The 16,962-nt window shown below is 72.3% G+C and carries 9 protein-coding genes; 7 read left to right on the forward strand and 2 right to left on the reverse strand.

Annotated elements, in window-relative coordinates; genetic code table 11:
- Window positions 1-184 precede the first annotated feature (184 nt).
- The 3 genes from VMF51_RS16655 to VMF51_RS16665 are packed head-to-tail and all read left to right on the forward strand — an operon-like array spanning window position 185 to window position 5,372.
- Window positions 185-2,266: a hydantoinase/oxoprolinase family protein gene (locus VMF51_RS16655; protein WP_325475575.1), complete on the forward strand. Its 2,082-nt coding sequence runs from the start codon at window positions 185-187 to the stop codon at window positions 2,264-2,266.
- Entirely contained in the window at window positions 2,263-4,083 is a 1,821-nt protein-coding gene (locus VMF51_RS16660) for a hydantoinase B/oxoprolinase family protein (protein ID WP_325475576.1), read from the forward strand. Before VMF51_RS16655 ends, VMF51_RS16660 begins: the two co-directional genes overlap by 4 nt.
- A gap of 47 nt (window positions 4,084-4,130) precedes the next feature.
- Window positions 4,131-5,372 carry an amidase gene (locus tag VMF51_RS16665; RefSeq protein WP_325475577.1) on the forward strand — a complete coding sequence of 414 codons (1,242 nt, stop codon included), beginning with the start codon at window positions 4,131-4,133 and terminating at the stop codon, window positions 5,370-5,372.
- Here VMF51_RS16665 and VMF51_RS16670 read toward each other — a convergent pair.
- On the reverse strand, window positions 5,339-6,043 hold the full coding sequence (locus VMF51_RS16670; protein ID WP_325475578.1) for a FadR/GntR family transcriptional regulator: 705 nt from the start codon (window positions 6,041-6,043) through the stop codon (window positions 5,339-5,341). The genes VMF51_RS16665 and VMF51_RS16670 overlap by 34 nt on opposite strands.
- A gap of 191 nt (window positions 6,044-6,234) precedes the next feature.
- Between VMF51_RS16670 and VMF51_RS16675 the strand changes: the two genes are divergently transcribed.
- The 3 genes from VMF51_RS16675 to VMF51_RS16685 all read left to right on the forward strand — a co-directional run bounded on the left by VMF51_RS16675 (window position 6,235) and on the right by VMF51_RS16685 (window position 10,532).
- Window positions 6,235-7,614, forward strand: coding sequence for an APC family permease (locus tag VMF51_RS16675; protein ID WP_325475579.1), 1,380 nt, complete (start codon window positions 6,235-6,237; stop codon window positions 7,612-7,614).
- Complete coding sequence (locus VMF51_RS16680) at window positions 7,601-7,915, forward strand: helix-turn-helix domain-containing protein (protein WP_325475580.1); 315 nt, start codon at window positions 7,601-7,603, stop codon at window positions 7,913-7,915. The genes VMF51_RS16675 and VMF51_RS16680 overlap by 14 nt, the downstream gene beginning before the upstream one ends.
- A gap of 97 nt (window positions 7,916-8,012) precedes the next feature.
- Entirely contained in the window at window positions 8,013-10,532 is a 2,520-nt protein-coding gene (locus VMF51_RS16685) for a protein-arginine deiminase family protein (protein WP_325475581.1), read from the forward strand.
- A gap of 120 nt (window positions 10,533-10,652) precedes the next feature.
- Here the strand turns inward: VMF51_RS16685 and VMF51_RS16690 are convergent, their stop codons facing one another.
- On the reverse strand, window positions 10,653-10,853 hold the full coding sequence (locus VMF51_RS16690; protein WP_325475582.1) for a hypothetical protein: 201 nt from the start codon (window positions 10,851-10,853) through the stop codon (window positions 10,653-10,655).
- Between the two features lie 254 nt (window positions 10,854-11,107).
- On the opposite strand from VMF51_RS16690, the gene VMF51_RS16695 reads away from it, so the two are divergent.
- Complete coding sequence (locus tag VMF51_RS16695) at window positions 11,108-16,915, forward strand: family 78 glycoside hydrolase catalytic domain (RefSeq protein WP_325475583.1); 5,808 nt, start codon at window positions 11,108-11,110, stop codon at window positions 16,913-16,915.
- The last annotated feature ends 47 nt before the right edge of the window (window positions 16,916-16,962 follow it).

A 16,962-nucleotide genomic window follows, 5' to 3' on the forward strand; every position in this document is an offset into this window, starting at 1 on the left:
GCCAAGTGAAGCCCTCGATCCCTGACAGAACGCCATGAATGGCGATGAATCAATCAGAGGTATTGCCAAGAAGGCGTGAGGTGGACCACCATGGCCACACCCCGGCGCGACCGGCGGGCGGGCCCGGTCGGGCCGTCTGCGGGCGTCGGGTCGAGCCAGGGACGAACGACAGATCGGACAGCGGATGAAGCGCATCGGAGTGGACGTCGGCGGCACCTTCACCGACCTCGTGCTGTGGGACGACGACGGCACGGTGACGGTGCACAAGACACCGTCGACGAACCACGACCCCTCGATCGGCACGATGGACGGCATCGCCGTCCTCGCCGAGCGGGCGGGCGTGGATCCCAGCGAGATCGAGATGTTCTTCCACGGCACGACCGTGGCCACGAACATCGTGCTGGAGCACAACGGCAGCGACGTCGGGATGATCACGACCGAGGGCTTCCGCGACCTCCTCCACATCGCGCGCAAGAAGCGCCCGCTCAACTACTCCAACTACCAGGACCTGCCCTGGCAGAAGTGGCAGCTGGTGCCCCGGCGCAACCGCCGGGTCGTCCCCGAGCGCATCGACGCGGCCGGCAACGTGCTCGTCGCCCTCGACGACGACGCCGTACGCCGCGAGGTCCGCCTGCTGCGCGAGCGTGGCGTCCAGGCGATCGCCGTCGCGTTCCTCCACGCCTACCGCAACCCGGTCCACGAGCAGCGGGTCAAGGCCATCATCGAGGAGGAGTACCCCGGGGTCTTCATCTCGCTGTCGAGCGAGGTCGCGCCGCAGTACCGCGAGTACGAGCGCTTCTCGACCACCGCGCTCAACGCCTTCATCGGCCCCAAGACCTCGACGTACATCGACAACCTCGCGGGCAAGGCCAAGGCGGCCGAGGTCGGTGACGACGTCCACCTGATGACGTCCGCGGGCGGTCTCGTCACCTCCCGCAGCGCCGCCGACGTGCCGGTCTCGCTGCTCACCAGCGGTGTGGTCGCGGGTCTGCTCGGCGGCTGCGCCATCGGCAAGGCCTCCGGGTTCCCGAGCGTCATCACCCTCGACGTCGGCGGCACCTCCGCCGACGTGGGCGTGGCCCCCGACGGCAAGCTGCGCATGAAGCATCTGCTGGACACCCGCATCGGCGACTACCACGCGATGGTCCCGATGGCGGAGGTCGACACGATCGGTGCCGGCGGCGGCTCGGTCGCGATGGTCGACGACGGCGGCATGTTCCGGGTCGGCCCCCGCAGCGCGGGCGCCACGCCGGGTCCGGCCTGCTACAACCGCGGCGGCACCGAGCCCACCTCGACCGACGCCATGGTCGTGATGGGCTGGCTGCGCGAGGACAGCTTCCTCTCGGGCGCCATGACCGTCGTGCCCCAGCTCGCCGAGGACGCCGTACGCGCCCAGATCGCCGAGCGGCTCGGCACCAGCCTCGAGCAGGCGGCGATGGGCATCTTCACCATCCTCGCCCACTCGATGACCGAGGCGATCAGCCTGCACTCGGTGCGCAAGGGCTACGACCCGCGCGACTTCTCCCTGGTCGCCGAGGGCGGCGCCGGCCCGCTGTTCGCGTGGCAGATCGCCGAGCAGCTCGACATCCCGCGGGTGATCGTGCCGGGCCACCCGGGCATCACCTCCGCGGTCGGCCTGCTCACCACCGACATCCGCTACGAGGTGCCCACCACCGTGTGGACCTCCTCCGACGAGCCGGACGTCGAGCTCATCCGCACCCAGATTGACCGGCTCTCCGAGGAGGCCACCGCCCAGCTGCGCGCGGACGGCGTCGCCGACGAGGACATCACCCTCGAGCGCAGCGTCGACTGCCGCTACCTGGGCCAGGGCTACGAGCTCCGCGTCGCCGCGCCCGACGGCGAGATCGACGCCGAGTGGGTCAAGCACGTCGCCGAGGCCTTCCACGAGGTCCACGGACGCACCTACTCGCAGCGCTTCGACGACAAGTCGGTGCAGCTGATCAACGTCCGCGTCACCGGCGTCGGCGCCGTCCCGCACGTGCGGGTCCCGGAGATCGAGCAGGGTGGCGCGGACGCCTCCCACGCGATCAAGGCCACCACCAAGGCGCTCTTCTGGGAGCGCGGCTCGACCGAGCCGGCCTGGCACGAGACCCCGGTCTACCGCCGCGAGGAGCTGCTCGCCGGCAACACCTTCACCGGTCCGGCCATCGTCGAGCAGTTCGACTCCACCACCATCGTCGGCCTCGGCCAGCGGGCCACCATCGACGCCGTCGGCCACATCATCATCGAGAGGGCTTCCGCATGAGCAAGACCCCCATGCCCCGCACCGGCGTCTCGCTGGCCGGCGAGGCCACCCGCACCTGGAACGACGTCGAGGTCGACCCGATCACCCTGCGCGTGATCGGCGGCGCCCTCGACTCGATGGCCAAGGAGATGGCGCAGGTCCTCTACCGGATGGCGTACTCGAGCCTGATCCGCGAGTCCGAGGACCTCGGCGCCGGCATCTTCGACGTCAACGGCCGCGAGCTCTGCGAGTCCGACTCGACCCCCATGCACTGCGGCTCGATCCCGGCGTACATCCGCGGCATCAACCGCCGCCTGGCCGGCACCTACCAGCAGGGCGACGTCGTCCTGCACAACCACCCGTACCACGGCGCGGCGCACTCGCCCGACTACGGCATCGTCATCCCGATCTTCTGGGAGGGCGAGCACGTCGGCTTCGCCGGCTGCACGGGGCACGTCTCCGACATCGGCGGCAACTTCCCCGGCCTGTGCATGGACGTCGTCGACGTCTGGGCCGAGGGCAAGCTGATGGACTCGATGAAGATCTACGACGCCGGCGTCCGCAACGACATGCTGATCCAGCACATCCTCGACAACGTGCGCACGCCCGAGCAGAACCGCGGCGACCTCGAGGCCCTCATCGCCTGCGCGCGCATCGGCGAGAAGCGGTTCATGGAGCTCCTCGAGCGCTACGGCCTGGACACGGTGATGAGCGCCAGCGAGCGGTGGATGGACTACTCCGAGGAGATGCTGCGGGCCCGCATCCGCGCGATCCCGGACGGCAGCTACGAGGCGCCCCTGGGCTACCTCGACGACGACGGCAAGAACCGCGGGGTCCCGCTCAAGGTGGCGGTGCGCGTCGAGGTCGACGGCGACGACGTCCTGGTCGACCTCACCGGCTCGAACGATCAGGTGCCGACGGCGTTCAACGTCCCGTTCGAGGGCTCCGTGCTGCCGGTGGCGGTGAGCGCGATCCGCACGATCCTGCTCGACGAGGCCGTCATCGAGGAGTACGTGCCGCAGAACGACGGGTGCTTCCGGCCGGTGCGGGCCTACGCGCCCGAGGGCACGATCTTCAACCCCGACTTCCCGGCCTCGTGCTTCGCCCGCTTCTCGCAGGTCAACCGGGTCTTCGACTCCATCAACCTGGCCCTGGCCCCGGTGCTGCCCGACCACGCCGTCGCCGGCTCGTCGGCGGCTCTGTGCGCGATCGCCTACTCCGGTCTGGCGGAGGACGGCCAGTCGTACTGGGTCTACATCGAGATCAACGAGGGCTCGTACGGCGGCCGCAACGGCAAGGACGGCATGGACGCCGTCGACGCGCTGATGGCCAACACCCGCAACAACCCGATCGAGGAGCTCGAGCTCAACCACGCGATGCAGGCGCTGCGCTACGAGCTGCGCGACGAGTCGCCGGCCCCCGGCCGGTGGCGCGGCGGCATCGGCAGCGTGCGCCAGTGGCTGATGCAGACCGACACCTTCCTCGGCTCGGAGGCCGACAACCGCAGCGACGCGCCCGCCGGCGCGCTCGGCGGCCACGACGGCGTGTCCGGCTCCTTCGTGCGCAACGCCGGCACCGACCGCGAGGAGGTGCTGTTCTCGAAGGTCACCCAGGAGATGATCAAGGCCGGCGACACCCTCACGGTCGAGATGCCCTCCGGCGGCGGGTTCGGCGACCCGTTCGAGCGCGACGCCTTCGCGGTGCTCTCTGACGTGTGGGACGAGTACCTCACCGCCGAGGAGGCGGCCCGCGACTACGGCGTGGTCGTCGACACGGAGAGCTGGACCGTGGACGACGAGGCCACCGCCCGGTTGCGCTCGGCGCGGGTGCCGGCCTGAGCGTGCCGATCGGAGGGAGCCCGGCCTGGGCTCCCTCCGAAGAGCAGTTGCGCGTCGACGCCGAGATCAACAGCGTCATCTCGTGGGTGCCGGTGCCGGACGGCGGAGCCACGGGTCCGCTCGCCGGGCTCACCGTGGGCGTCAAGGACAACATCGAGGTCGGGGGAGTGCGCTCCACCTGCGCGTCGGCGTTCCTGGCCGACCACGTGGCCGACCGCGACGCCCCCGTCGTACGACGGCTGCGCGAGGCGGGTGCGCTCGTGGTGGCGACGCTCAACCTCGCCGAGTTCGCGGTGGGCGTCACGTCGCAGAACTCCGCCGCCGGCGGCCCGCGCAACCCGTGGGACCGCCGGCGGGTGCCGGCCGGCTCGAGCGGCGGGTCCGGTGCGGCCGTCGCCGCGGGGCTGGTCGACCTGGCCCTCGGCACCGACAGCGGCGGCTCGGTCCGGCTCCCCGCGGCGGCCTGCGGCGTCGTCGGCCTGCGGCCCACCCCCGGGCTGGTCGACACGACCGGCGTCTACCCGGTGAGCACCGGCTTCGACACGGTCGGCCCGATGGCCCGCACGGTCGAGCTGGTCGAGCGGTCCTTCGGGGTGCTGGGCGACCTGCCGCGGCGCCCGCGCCCGCGCCCGCGCGTGCTCGGGGTACCGCGGCACTACGTCACGGACGACGTCGACCCGGCGATCCGGGACGCGGTCGACGTCATGCTGGGCGTCCTGCGCGACCTCGGCTTCGAGGTCGTCGCGGTCGACGTCCCGGCGGCCGAGAGCGCGCAGGACCACGTCTACACGCTGCTGTACGCCGACCTGGCCCGCGTGCACCGGGACCGGCTGAGCTCGCAGCCCGAGCTCTTCCAGCCGGCGACCCTCGAGCGGGTCCGTCTCGGTCTCGGCATCGACGAGACCGCGCGGCGCGACGCGCTCGAGGCGCGCAGCCAGTTCCGCGCCGGCCTGCGCCGGGTCTTCGAGGAGGTCGAGGTGGTGGTGACGCCGACCCTGCCGGTCGACGTACCGCTGGTCGACGAGAGCCTCCCGGTCCTCGCCCAGTCGGCGCGGCTCGGGCAGCTCTCCTACCCCTGGTCGCTGCACGCCGGTCCCACCCTCTCGGTCCCGGTCGGGTTCCACCCCGACTCGGGCATGCCGATCGGCGCCCAGCTCACGGCCGCCCCGGCCGACGAGGCGGCGCTGTTCGCCGTGGGGCGCGCGTACCAGGACGTCACCGCGTGGCACGACCGCCGTCCGGGGCTGAGCGTCGCTCACCGCCCGGCGAGCAGGTCCATCTCCTCGTAGGCGTCGCTGAGCCGGTCGAGGTGTCGGCGCATCTCGCTCATGGCCGTCATCGAGTCTCCCTGCTCGATGGCGGCCATGATGCGTCGGTGGTCGACCTGCGAGCTCGTCCAGAAGTCCTCGGGCGCCCGGCCGTGGGCGAAGCGCCCCCGCAGGACCCGGAAGACGGGGGCGCACACCAGCTCCAGCATCGGGTTGCCGGCGGCGTTGAGGATCAGCATGTGGAACTCCTGGTTGGCCTCGTACGTCGCCGAGGCCTCCGGCAGCTCGATCGCCTCGCGCATCCCGGCGAGCTGCTCCGGCGTACGCCGCTGCGCCGCCGTACCGGCCGCGTGCACCTCGGTCAGCAGCCGCACGTCCATCAGCTGCTCGACCGACACCGTCTCGGCGACGGTCATCAGCGCCACGCTGTTCTCGAGGTGCGTGCTGAGGCGCGCCATGTCGGGCACCGCGACGAACGTGCCGCCCGTCGTGCCACGGGTGGTGACCACCAGGTTCTCGCTGGCCAGGATGCGGGTCGCCTCCCGGATCGTGCTGCGGCTGAACCCGAACTGGGCCATCAGGTCGGCCTCGCTGGGCAACCGCTCACCGGGGCGCAGCTCTCCCGAGAGGATCCGCGTGCGCAACCTGTCGGCGATCACGGCGTACGCCGGCACCTTGCGCGTCTCGCTCACGTGCCGAGCCTAGTGGCGTCTCGTTCGACGACACGGCACCGAAACCCGCCGGAAGCGTGCTCGTCTCATCGGCGGGCTACCTTCACCCGCCTACGGAGGGAGGGCGTGAGTTGAGGGACGGCCGGCGACCCGGGCCCCACTTCCGCGAGCGGTCGGTCTTCGACGGCCTGGCGCGGCGCCAGGTGGGCCAGGTGGACCTCGTCGCCCACTCCGTCGCGGTGCTCACCCCCTCGCTGAGCGCGCTGGGCACCGGCCTGGCCCTGCCGGCGATGGTGGGTCCGGGCTTCTGGGTGAGCACGCTGCTCGGGTTCGGTCTCGCCGGGGCGCTGGCCCTGGTGCTCGACCAGTTCGCGTCCCGCTTCAACGCCGCGGGATCGCTCTACACCTACGTCGCCAAGGGGCTCGGCGCCACGGTCGCGCTGATCGTCGGCGTCGCGATGGTGCTGGGGTACGGCGTACTCGCGGGCTTCGGCCTGACCGGCGGCGCGCGCCGGCTCGAGGCCGCCTGGGTGGCGACGGGCGGCGCCCCGCCGGCGGGGTACGTCGGCTGGCTGGTCGTCGGACTCCTGGTGGCCCTGTGCCTCGTCGTGATCCGTCGCGGCATCCACTGCTCGACGCGGGCGGCCCTGGTCGTCGAGTCGGTGAGCGTGCTGCTGCTGGGCGTGATCCTCCTGGTCTGGCTGACCCGCTACGGACTGCCGGGTCCCGAGGTGTTCTCCCTGGCGGGAGCGTCGGTGGAGCGGATCGTCGCCGGTGCCGCGCTGATCGCCACCCTCACGGTCGCGTTCGAGAGCTGTGCGTCACTCGGACTCGAGGCCGACCGTCCCTTGCGGGCGGTCCCGGCGTCGATGCGGATCAGCCTGCTCGTCGCGGGCGGGCTCTTCTTCGTCGCGACGCTGGTCGGGTCGGTCCAGCCCGATCGCCGGTCGATCCTCACCTGGCGCTGGTTCGCGGTCGGCCAGGAGGTCTCGCTGCTCGACGCGGCGGCGCTCGTCGTCCTCGGCCTGTCGATGGTGGCGCTCGCGGTGTGCGCCTGGACGGTGCTGTCCCGGCTGCTGTTCTCCTTCGCGCGCGAGGGCATCCTGTGGGCCGGGCTGGGACGCACCGACGCCCACGGCGTCCCGGTCGTCGCCACCTGGTGCGTGCTGCCCGTCGCGCTCGCCGGGCCCGTCGTCGCCTGGGCGCTGGGCCGGAGCGCCCCGGTGGTGCCCGGGGACCTCCTGCGGGCGACGACCGTCATCATGTGCGTCACGTACGCGTGTGCCGCGCTGGCGCTGGTGCCCTTCCTCCGTTCGCTCGACGAGCTCCGACCGGCGACGGTGGCGCTGCCGCTCCTGGCGCTGGTGGGCGTGGGTGGGGTCACCTGGCAGGCCGTGACCCGCGAGGCGGGCGGCGTCTCCTCGCTCCCGGTCCTCCTGCTGGGCGGCGTGGCGGTCCTCGGGCTGGGCTGGCGGGTCGCGCTGGGGGTCGCCCGGCCCCGCCGGGTCCGCGGGATCGGCACGCACGAGGAGCCGCTGGTCGCCGACGTCCTGATCCCGGCCGCCCCGGAGGACACCCGTGACCGCTGGTGACGCCGACGACGGCTTCCTCGCGCGTCAGCCCGCGGCCGTGGACAGCGCCTTCGCCGTCCTGGAGGCCGTGGCCGAGCTGGGACCGGGCGTGACGACCCGGGAGCTGGTCGACGTCCTGCCGATGTCGCGCGCGACGGTCTACCGGATCCTCAAGCACCTCGTGGCGCAGGAGTACCTGGTCCGCACGCCGGACCTGCGCGGCTTCGCCCTGGGTGCCCGCGTGCGTGCGCTCGGTGCGGCGGCCGCCGACCGTCCGGACCCGGTCGTCCGGGCTGTCTCATTTGGACTCACGTTCCCGTAGCGCTCGCGGAACGGCCCCGGCACGCGGCGGTGATCGACTCGGTCCCGGTCGACTCGTGGCGGGTCGACGCCGAACGAACCGAGCGAAGAGAGACTCCATGAACAGACGAATTCCTCAGCTGCGGGGGCGTGCGCGCCGGGTGGGCTCGGTGCTGCTCACCGGGTCGGTCCTGTCGGCCGGCACCCTGGCGGCGGTCACGGCCGCGCCGGCCAGCGGAGCCAACGAGAGCCCGGTCCTGATCCTGGCCGACACCGACCGTGACGGGGTGCTGAGCACGGCGGACGCCGCCGGACGGGGCACCTGGTCGAAGGACCGGGGCGCGCTGTTCCTGGCGAACCTCGACGACGACACCAGCCGGTGTCCGACGATCGCCGGCGACGGCACGCAGCTCACCGACGTCCAGTTGGCCTCGTGCAACGACGCCGCCGACCGGGTCGTCAACGGGGACAGCGACGTCAAGGACCTCGCCCGGGTGCAGGTGCAGCCGGTCGACACGGGCGCGGTCAGCTCGGTCCGCGTCGAGCTCCGTGGCGTCGGCGCGGTCAAGGTCAACGTCTTCGTCAAGCGCGGCTCGGGCGCCTCCGCGACGGACTGGACCCCGCTGGCCGCCAACGGCGCGCTGCCGGCCGACCTGATCGGTGCGGGCGTCGAGCTCGGGATCGAGGGCAAGGACATCATCCGCGACGAGTCGTGGGACGGCTCCGTCATCCTGCGCGTCGTGCACCGCCGGGGTGCTCAGCAGGTCGCCACCGACCAGGTGGAGATGCGGGTCGCGCCGCTGCTGTTCGCCACCGACCGGATGCCGATCGAGAAGCTCTACATGGCCGACAACGAGACCTCGGTCTACGAGGGGGCGACCGTCCCCGAGCCGAGCGCGTCGCTGGTGCGCAGCCAGCTGAACGGCGAGGCGCTGGCGGCCGACTTCGTCGCCGGCATGGAGCGCATGGGCGACGACGTCGAGCTGGTGAAGCTCCCCAGCCTGCAGGGCGCGCGCGGCGGCGGCAACGGCACCGACATCTGGACGCAGGACATCATGGAGCCCGGACTGATGTCGATCCCGTCCGCGGACGGCGAGCAGCAGATGCGCGTGTTCGTCCGCGCACCGGTCCGCGACGGTCGCGACAACGCGGGCAGCAACCCGTTCCGGCAGACCGGCCGCGTGGTCTTCACCGAGCTGCGCGGACCCGACGTGGCGGGCATCCAGCACTTCGACCCGACGTACGTGCCGCCGTCCATCCCGGGGATGAGCTACGACAGCCGCGGCTCGACCGGCAACTACGGCACCATCCCGGCCTACGAGCACGAGGGCAAGAAGTACCCGCTCGGCCGCAAGGTCCTGGGCGCGGTCGAGGGCACCGAGTTCACCGCGGACCCGGCCTTCAACAAGATGCTGGAGCTCCAGGGCTTCCAGGACCCGATCGCGCTGGACACCAGCTGGCTCAGCGTCGGCCACATCGACGAGTTCATCTCGGTCATCCCGGCCGACACCGAGCGCGGCTGGGCGCTGGTCGCGGCGGACCCGCAGCTGGCCATGAACCTGCTGCAGGAGCTCGTCGACGCCGGCCGCGGCGGCGAGCAGCTGTACACGCCGTACGGCCTGGTGCCCCCGGCGGGCTCGACGCCGCCGACCATGACGGTGGCCGAGGCGGTCAACGACCCGCAGATGATCAGCGGCGTCGCCATCGGTCACGCCGGCGTCAACCGCGGGCTGCGCGTCCTGCGGGAGGAGGTCGGGCTCACCGAGGACGACATCATCCGCGTCCCCGTGCTCTACAAGGCCAACGCCTACGGCCGGGTCGGCGTCCAGATCCCCAACGCCGCGAACCTGATCGGCACCGGCCACGACGTGGTCTACATCCCCACGCAGCACGTGCCGGCGGTGGACGGCCAGGATCTCTTCCAGGCCGAGATCGAGGAGCGCTTCGCCGAGATCGGCACCGAGATCCAGTGGGCGGAGGACTACTTCTACACGAGCCGCAGCGGACAGATCCACTGCGTCACCAACACCCTGCGGGACACGACGTACGGCGACTCGTGGTGGTCCGAGGGTGAGGAGCGGACCGAGGAGCCGGGCGTCCAGGAGTTCGTCGCGCTCTCCCAGCCCGCGGTCACCGGCGTGCTGAAGTCCGGGGGGACGCTGACGGTCCACCAGGGCGCCCTGAAGCCGTCGCCGGACTCGGTCTCCTACCAGTGGTACCGCGGCTCGACCGCGATCCCGGGCGCCACCGGCCCGCACCTGAAGTTGACGAACGCCCTGGCCGGACAGTCGATCCGGGTCGCGATCGTCAGCCGCAAGGCGGGCTACTCGACCCTGACCACGGTCACCACGATCGGCGTCGTGCCCGGCACCTTCACGCAGACCAAGCGCCCCGCGGTGCGCGGCGTGGCGAAGGTGGGCCGGACGCTCATCGCCCGGACGGGCTCGCTGAGCCCGACGGCGTCGAAGGTGACCTATCGCTGGTACGTCGGCACCAAGCCGATCCCCGGCGCCACCAAGCCGCGCCTGGCCGTCCGCAAGGCGTGGGCCGGCAAGCGGGTGAAGGTCGTCATCACCTCGCAGAAGGCCGGCTACACCACGCTGGCCGCCACGGTGAAGGCCGGCAAGGTACGCCGCTGAGCGGGTCGTAGCGAGTACGAGCACCACACTCGACGCCCCTCCCTCCTCCCGACCCGGGAGGAGGGAGGGGCGTCGCTGTGCTTCCAGGGACGCCGATCATCCATGAACTCGCGCGGCGCGCTACACCAGGCCCTTCCGGACCGCCCGCACGACCAGCTCGATGGTGGTGTCGACGCCCCAGTCGCGGCGCAAGGCGCGCAGGCGGCGGTCGAGGGTGCTCTCGGAGACGTTGCAGGCGGCCGCCGCCTCGGCCGTCGTGGCGCCGCTCGCGATGTGCGCGAGCAGGGTGAGCGTCAGGTCGTCCGGGCGGTCGGGCACCACGCGACGCTCCTGGTCGGTTGCGCTCTGCAACGATTCAGCACGGAGCGCAGTGTGGCAGACGTCACCGGTGCGAGGAAGGGCCAAATCCCGGTCTATCGGCACTTCCGTCCCAGACCTGACGCCTTCCGGCCAATTCAGGAGGACTCCCTAGCGCTGGTGAGCCTTCTATGAAACGGTTCATCGCTATTGCGTGACAACCGTCACTCGCGCGTCCGGCCACGGCGCGCACCCGGGGGAAGAAGAGGGATCGACCAGTGACACGACGTACCACCCACGGCACCCGGCGAGCGGTCTCGGCGCTCGCGGTCCTCGCGCTCTCCGCCGGCCTCGCCGTCGCCGTCCCGGTGCCCGGCGGCGCCGCGGCCGCGACGATCGCGGCGGAGCCCGGCGCGGTCCAGGTGACCGGCCTGACCACCAACGGGCGGATCGACCCGCTCGGCATCCCCGGCGCGGCTCCCAGCCTGGGCTGGCAGGCCCGGTCGACCGGGCGCGGCGTCGTGCAGACGGCGTACCAGGTCCGCGTGGCCACGAGCGAGGACGCGCTCGGGGACGCCGACGTGTGGGACAGCGAGAAGGTCGCCTCCGCGCGCCAGGTCGACGTGACGTACGGCGGCCCCGCGCTCGAGGCCCACACGCGCTACGTCTGGCAGGTGCGCACCTGGGACGGCGACGACGTCGCGTCCGGGTGGAGCGAGCCCGCCTCCTTCGAGACCGGACTGCTCGACGCCGACGACTGGGGCGACGCGGAGTGGGTCGGCGCGGCCGGGGACGCCGAGCTGAGCCGCTGGCGCGACTACACCGCGGACTTCGACTTCAGCCTGGAGAACCTCGCCGCCGGCTTCTACGTCCGGGCGGCCGACCTGAGCAACGGCTACATGTGGCAGCTCAGCGTGGCCGACGGCACGCCGCGGTTCCGGCCGCACCGCAAGTCCGGTGGCGGGTACGCGCTGCTCGGCAACGTCGACATCTCCTCGGTGATCTCGACCCAGCAGCTGAAGACCGGGACGCACCGCCTGAGCGTCACCGTGACGGGGTCGACCATCGTCACCAAGCTCGACGGCACCACCATCGACACCCGCACCGACGCGACGCACGCGCGCGGCTTCGTGGGCTTCCGCTCCGACACGGCGACCGAGGGGGCGGAGACCTCGACGATCCACGCGGTGCGGGTCGTCGACAACGCGGGTACGACGCTGCTCGAGACCGACTTCACCAGCGGCAACCCCTTCACCGGCGGCACCGTCGTCCCGGGTGGCCTTCGCCTCGCCGGGCGCATCGACGCGCTCTGGCGCGTGCCGGTCCCGAACCTGCCGCTGCTGCGCACCGAGTTCGACACCGCGGCCGGCAAGACGGTGACCAGGGCCCGCGCCTACGCCACGGCCCGCGGCATCTACGAGCTGCGGATCAACGGCGAGCCGGTCGGCGACCAGCACCTCGCCCCCGGGTGGACCGACTACCTCGACCGCATCCAGCACCAGACCTACGACGTCACGGACCTGGTCGAGGCCGGCACCAACGTCTTCGGCGCCGAGATCGGCAGCGGCTGGTGGGCCGGCCGGGTCGCCCACCTGCAGACCGCCAACTACGGCAAGGACACCTCGCTACTTGCGCGGCTGCGGATCGACTACTCCGACGGCACCTCGCAGTGGGTCGACACCGACGACGCCGACTGGCGGACCGCGCCGGGACCCTACGCCCTGGCCGACAACATCGACGGCGAGTCGTACGACGCCCGCTCGGCCCGCGAGGGCTGGGACACCGCCGACTACGACGACTCCGAGTGGACCGCCACCGTGACCCGGCCCACGGCCACCCCCAAGGTCGTGCCGCAGCCCGACGAGCCGGTGCGCACGACCGAGGAGCGCCCGACGATCCGCCGCACCGAGCCGGTGGCGGGCCGCTACGTCTACGACGTGGGCCAGAACATGGTCGGCGTCGCCCGGATGCGGCTCACCGGCGAGGCCGGCGACACCGTCACGATCCGCTACGCGGAGGAGCTCAACCGCGACGGCACGCCGTACTACGAGAACCTGCGCTCGGCGAAGGCCACGGACACCTACACCTTCGCGGTGGACGGGACCGTCACCTACGAGCCGACCTTCACCCACCACGGCTTCCGCTACATCGAGATCGCCGGGGCGCAGGTCCCGCCGACGGCCGAGGACGTGACCGGCGTCGTCTGGGGCTCGGACCTGAAGGCCACGGGCGACCTCGAGACCTCCGACCCGATGCTCAACCAGCTGCTGAGCAACATCTCGTGGGGCCAGCGCGGCAACTTCCTGTCCGTCCCCACCGACACCCCCGCGCGCGACGAGCGCCTCGGCTGGTCGGGTGACATCAACGTCTTCGCCCCGACGGCGAGCTACCTGCGCGACACCCGGGCCTTCCTGTCCAAGTGGATGGCCGACATGCGCGACACCCAGGAGGCGAACGGCGACTACCAGGGCGTCGCCCCCACCACGCCGAACTTCAAGGCCGGCACCGGCACCGGGTGGTCCGACGCAGGCATCACCGTTCCCTACGCCGTGTGGCAGTCCACCGGCGACGCCGCGATCGTGCGGGAGTACTGGGCCGACATGACCCGCTTCTACGCGATGCTGCGCACCAGCGCCGGTGCCGACCTCATCGAGACCGGCCGCGGCACCTGGGGCGACTGGCTCAACCTCGACGACCCGACGCCGACCAGCGTGCTGAGCACGGCGTACTTCGCCGAGGACGCGCGGATGATGGCGGAGATGGCCGCCGCGATCGGCGAGGACGCCCAGGCCGCGGAGTACGCCGACCTCTCGACCGCCATCCGGGCCGCTTTCACGGCCACGCTCGTGGCCGAGGACGGCACGGTCAGCGGCAACAGCCAGACCGGCTACGCCATGGCACTCGGGATGGACCTGATCTCCGACAGCGGGCTGCGGGAGAAGGCCGGCGAGAGGTTCGTCGCCAAGCTCGCGCGCGGCGACAACCACCTCACCACCGGCTTCCTCGGCACGCCGTGGCTGCTGCCGGCACTGAGCAGCATCGGCCGCGACGACCTCGCCTACACGATGCTGCTGCACGAGGACTACCCGTCGTGGGGCTACGAGGTGGCGAAGGGCGCGACCACGATGTGGGAGCGCTGGAACACGATCATGCCGAACGGTGAGTTCGGGCCGGTCGACATGAACTCCTTCAACCACTACGCCTACGGCGCGGTCGGCGACTGGATGTACCGCAACATCGGCGGCATCCGGCCGGTCGAGCCCGGCTACCACGTCTCGCGGATCGAGCCGGTCGTGGGTGGCGGACTGACCAGCGGCGCGGGCCGGTTCGAGTCGGTCTACGGCCCGATCTCCTCCGACTGGACCCTGGAGGGCCAGGACTTCGCCCTGCAGGTCGAGGTCCCGGTCAACACCACCTCGCAGGTCGTGCTGCCGGCGTCCACGGCCTACGCGGTCAGCGAGGGCGGGGCGCTGCTCGACGAGGAGATCGACGGCGTCCTCGACGTCACCGACGACGGCGACACGGTCACCGTCACCGTCGGCTCGGGCTCCTACGACTTCCACGTCTCGACGGAGCAGGCCGAGCTGGGCACCCTGCTGGAGGACCTGAGCACCTTCCGGGCCGACGTCGGGGACCTGGCCGAGCAGGACGAGCTGAGCGCCGGCGACGCCGACGCCCTCGACACCCGGACCGGGGAGGTCGCCGCCGACGTCGAGGACGCGCTGCAGGCCGTGCTCGACCAGGACGCGGCCGCTCGGGTCGCCGCCCTCGGCTCTGCGCTGGACGGAGTCCGTGGCACCCGGACCTGGCTCGCCGCCTCGGGCGTCGCCGCCGACGTCCGGGCCGCGCTCGACGACCGGCTGGCCGGCTTCGAGGCTCGACTGGTCACCGCGGTCACCGAGGCACGGGGCGTGCGGGTGGCCCTGCCGCCGCTGAGCGCCGCCGCGCTGCCCGGCACCGTCGCGACCGGCACCATCGAGGTGACCAACGCGGGCCAGAGCGCCGTCACCGGCCTCGAGGGCACGGTGTCGGTCGCCGGGATCGAGGAGGCCACGGTCTCGCTCGCCTCCCTCGCCGCCGGCGAGAGCGCCCAGCTGCCCGTCAGCCTGCGGGTCTCCCGCCAGCAGGATCCGGGCACCTACGACGCCACCCTGGCGCTGACCATGGTCGTCGACGGTGACTCGTACACGGTCACCGAGCGCACCGCGGACTGGCTGACGGTGACCTCCGGGTTCGCCGTGGGCACGCCGACCGTCGTCCTCGACGGTCCCGACCCGAGCGAGCACGCCACCGTCACGGTCCCGGTCACCAACGACGGCGGGGCGGCCGTCCGGGCGCACGTGTCCCTCCGGCTGCCGGCCGGCTGGCGCTCCGTGTCGTCCTCCGACGTCACCGTCCCCGCGGGCGGCGACGTGGACGTCGAGATCCCGGTGATCGTGCCGGTCGACCTGGTCGGCGGCACGATCGAGGTCGGCGTCGACGTACGCCGTGCCGGGGCCGTGCTGGTCTCGGCCGACCGCACCATCGGCGTCGAGCGGCCCCGTCCGCCGACGGCCGCCGCCGTCGACCACGTCGACTTCGGCAACCCGGCCTCGGAGAACGCCCACGGCATCCAGGCCTCCGCCAACAGCGGCATCACCCCGGACGAGGCCGGGGTCACCCGGCGCTACTCGCACGCCGGCTTCCCCGGCTCCTGGTTCTCGGTGTCCGTGAAGGTGCCGGCCGGCCAGCCGTTCGTCCTCCGCAACCTGGAGACCTTCGACGCGGCCCGGACGAAGAAGTACAACATCTACGTCAACGACGTCCTGGTGCGCACCCAGCTGGTCCCGCGCACCGAGAGCGGCCAGGGGCTGAAGGTCTACGACGCGCTGATCGACGGTGCGGTGGTCCGGGCCAACACCGGCACCGTGCGGATCAAGTTCGAGTACCCGCTCCTGGGCGCCGAGGGCTTCCACGACCCGTCGATCGCCGACATGTGGGTGCTGGCCGTGCCGGCCGACGAGCAGGCGCCCGACGTGGCCGCGGTCGTCTCGTCCGGGACCCCGGGCGAGGACGGCTGGCACCGCTCGGACGTGCGGGTCGCCGTCAGCGCCCAGGACGCCCGGGACGAGGCGCCGTCGGTCGAGACCGGCGCCGGCGAGAGCTGGGCGCCGTACACCGGTCCGGTCGACGTCACCGGTGACGGACGGCACGTGGTCGGCTACCGCGCGACCGACGCGGCCGGCAACCGCTCCGCGCACACCCTCGAGGTGAACGTCGACGCGACCGCGCCGGTGACCACGCTGACCGCCACCCGCGGGGCCGGGGTCGAGGGCGCGGACTCCGCGACCCTGACCTTCGCCGCCACGGACGCGACCAGCGGCGTCGCCTCGACGCTCTACCGCGTCGACGGCGGTGCGTGGGCCGAGGTCGGCCCGGAGACCGTCCGGGTGCAGGGCTTCGGGGACCACGTGGTCGACTTCGCCTCCACCGACGTGGCCGGGAACGTCGAGCCGATGCGCCAGGAGACGGTCAGCCTCGCGGACGTCGACACGGTCGCCGCCATCGTGGCCCCGCAGGTCACCGGTGCGGTGCGCTACGGCTCGACGCTGCGGGCGACGAGCGGGTCGTGGAACACCAAGGGCCTGACGTTCGCCTACCAGTGGCTGCGCAACGGTGCCGCGATCGACGGTGCCCGGGCGGCGACGTACCGGGTCTCGGCCGCGGACATCGGCCGACGGCTCTCGGTGCGGGTGACGGCCTCGAAGGCCGGCAAGGCGCCCGGGACCAGCACCTCGGCACCGACGGCGCCGGTGGCCAAGACGGCCTCGCGGACCACGGTCAAGGTGAACAAGGCAACGGTCAAGCGCGGCAAGCCGGTGAAGGTCACGGTCGTGGTGGCCGCCGACCCGCGGGCCACCGGCAGGGTCGCGGTCCGCGTCGACGGCAAGGTCGTCAAGCGGGCCACCCTGCGGGCCGGCCGGGCCGTGGTCAGGATCAAGGTCCGCAAGCCCGGACGGCACCGCGTCAGCGCGTCGTACCTCGGCTCGACCATCACGGCGGCGTCCTCCGCGACCGCCCGCACCATCCGGGTCCGCACCCGGTGACAGCGGCCTGCGCCCGTCCCCTCCCGGGGGACGGGCGCAGGTCCGCC

It is taken from the genome of Nocardioides sp. (assembly GCF_035503875.1).
Taxonomy (GTDB): Bacteria; Actinomycetota; Actinomycetes; order Propionibacteriales; family Nocardioidaceae; genus Nocardioides.

What these genes read in the sequence shown, in the direction of transcription:
- VMF51_RS16655 (WP_325475575.1), top strand. Translation starts at nt 185, where the DNA reads ATGAAGCGCATCGGAGTGGACGTCGGCGGCACCTTCACCGACCTCGTG.
- VMF51_RS16660 (WP_325475576.1), top strand. Translation starts at nt 2,263, where the DNA reads ATGAGCAAGACCCCCATGCCCCGCACCGGCGTCTCGCTGGCCGGCGAG.
- VMF51_RS16685 (WP_325475581.1), top strand. Translation starts at nt 8,013, where the DNA reads ATGAACAGACGAATTCCTCAGCTGCGGGGGCGTGCGCGCCGGGTGGGC.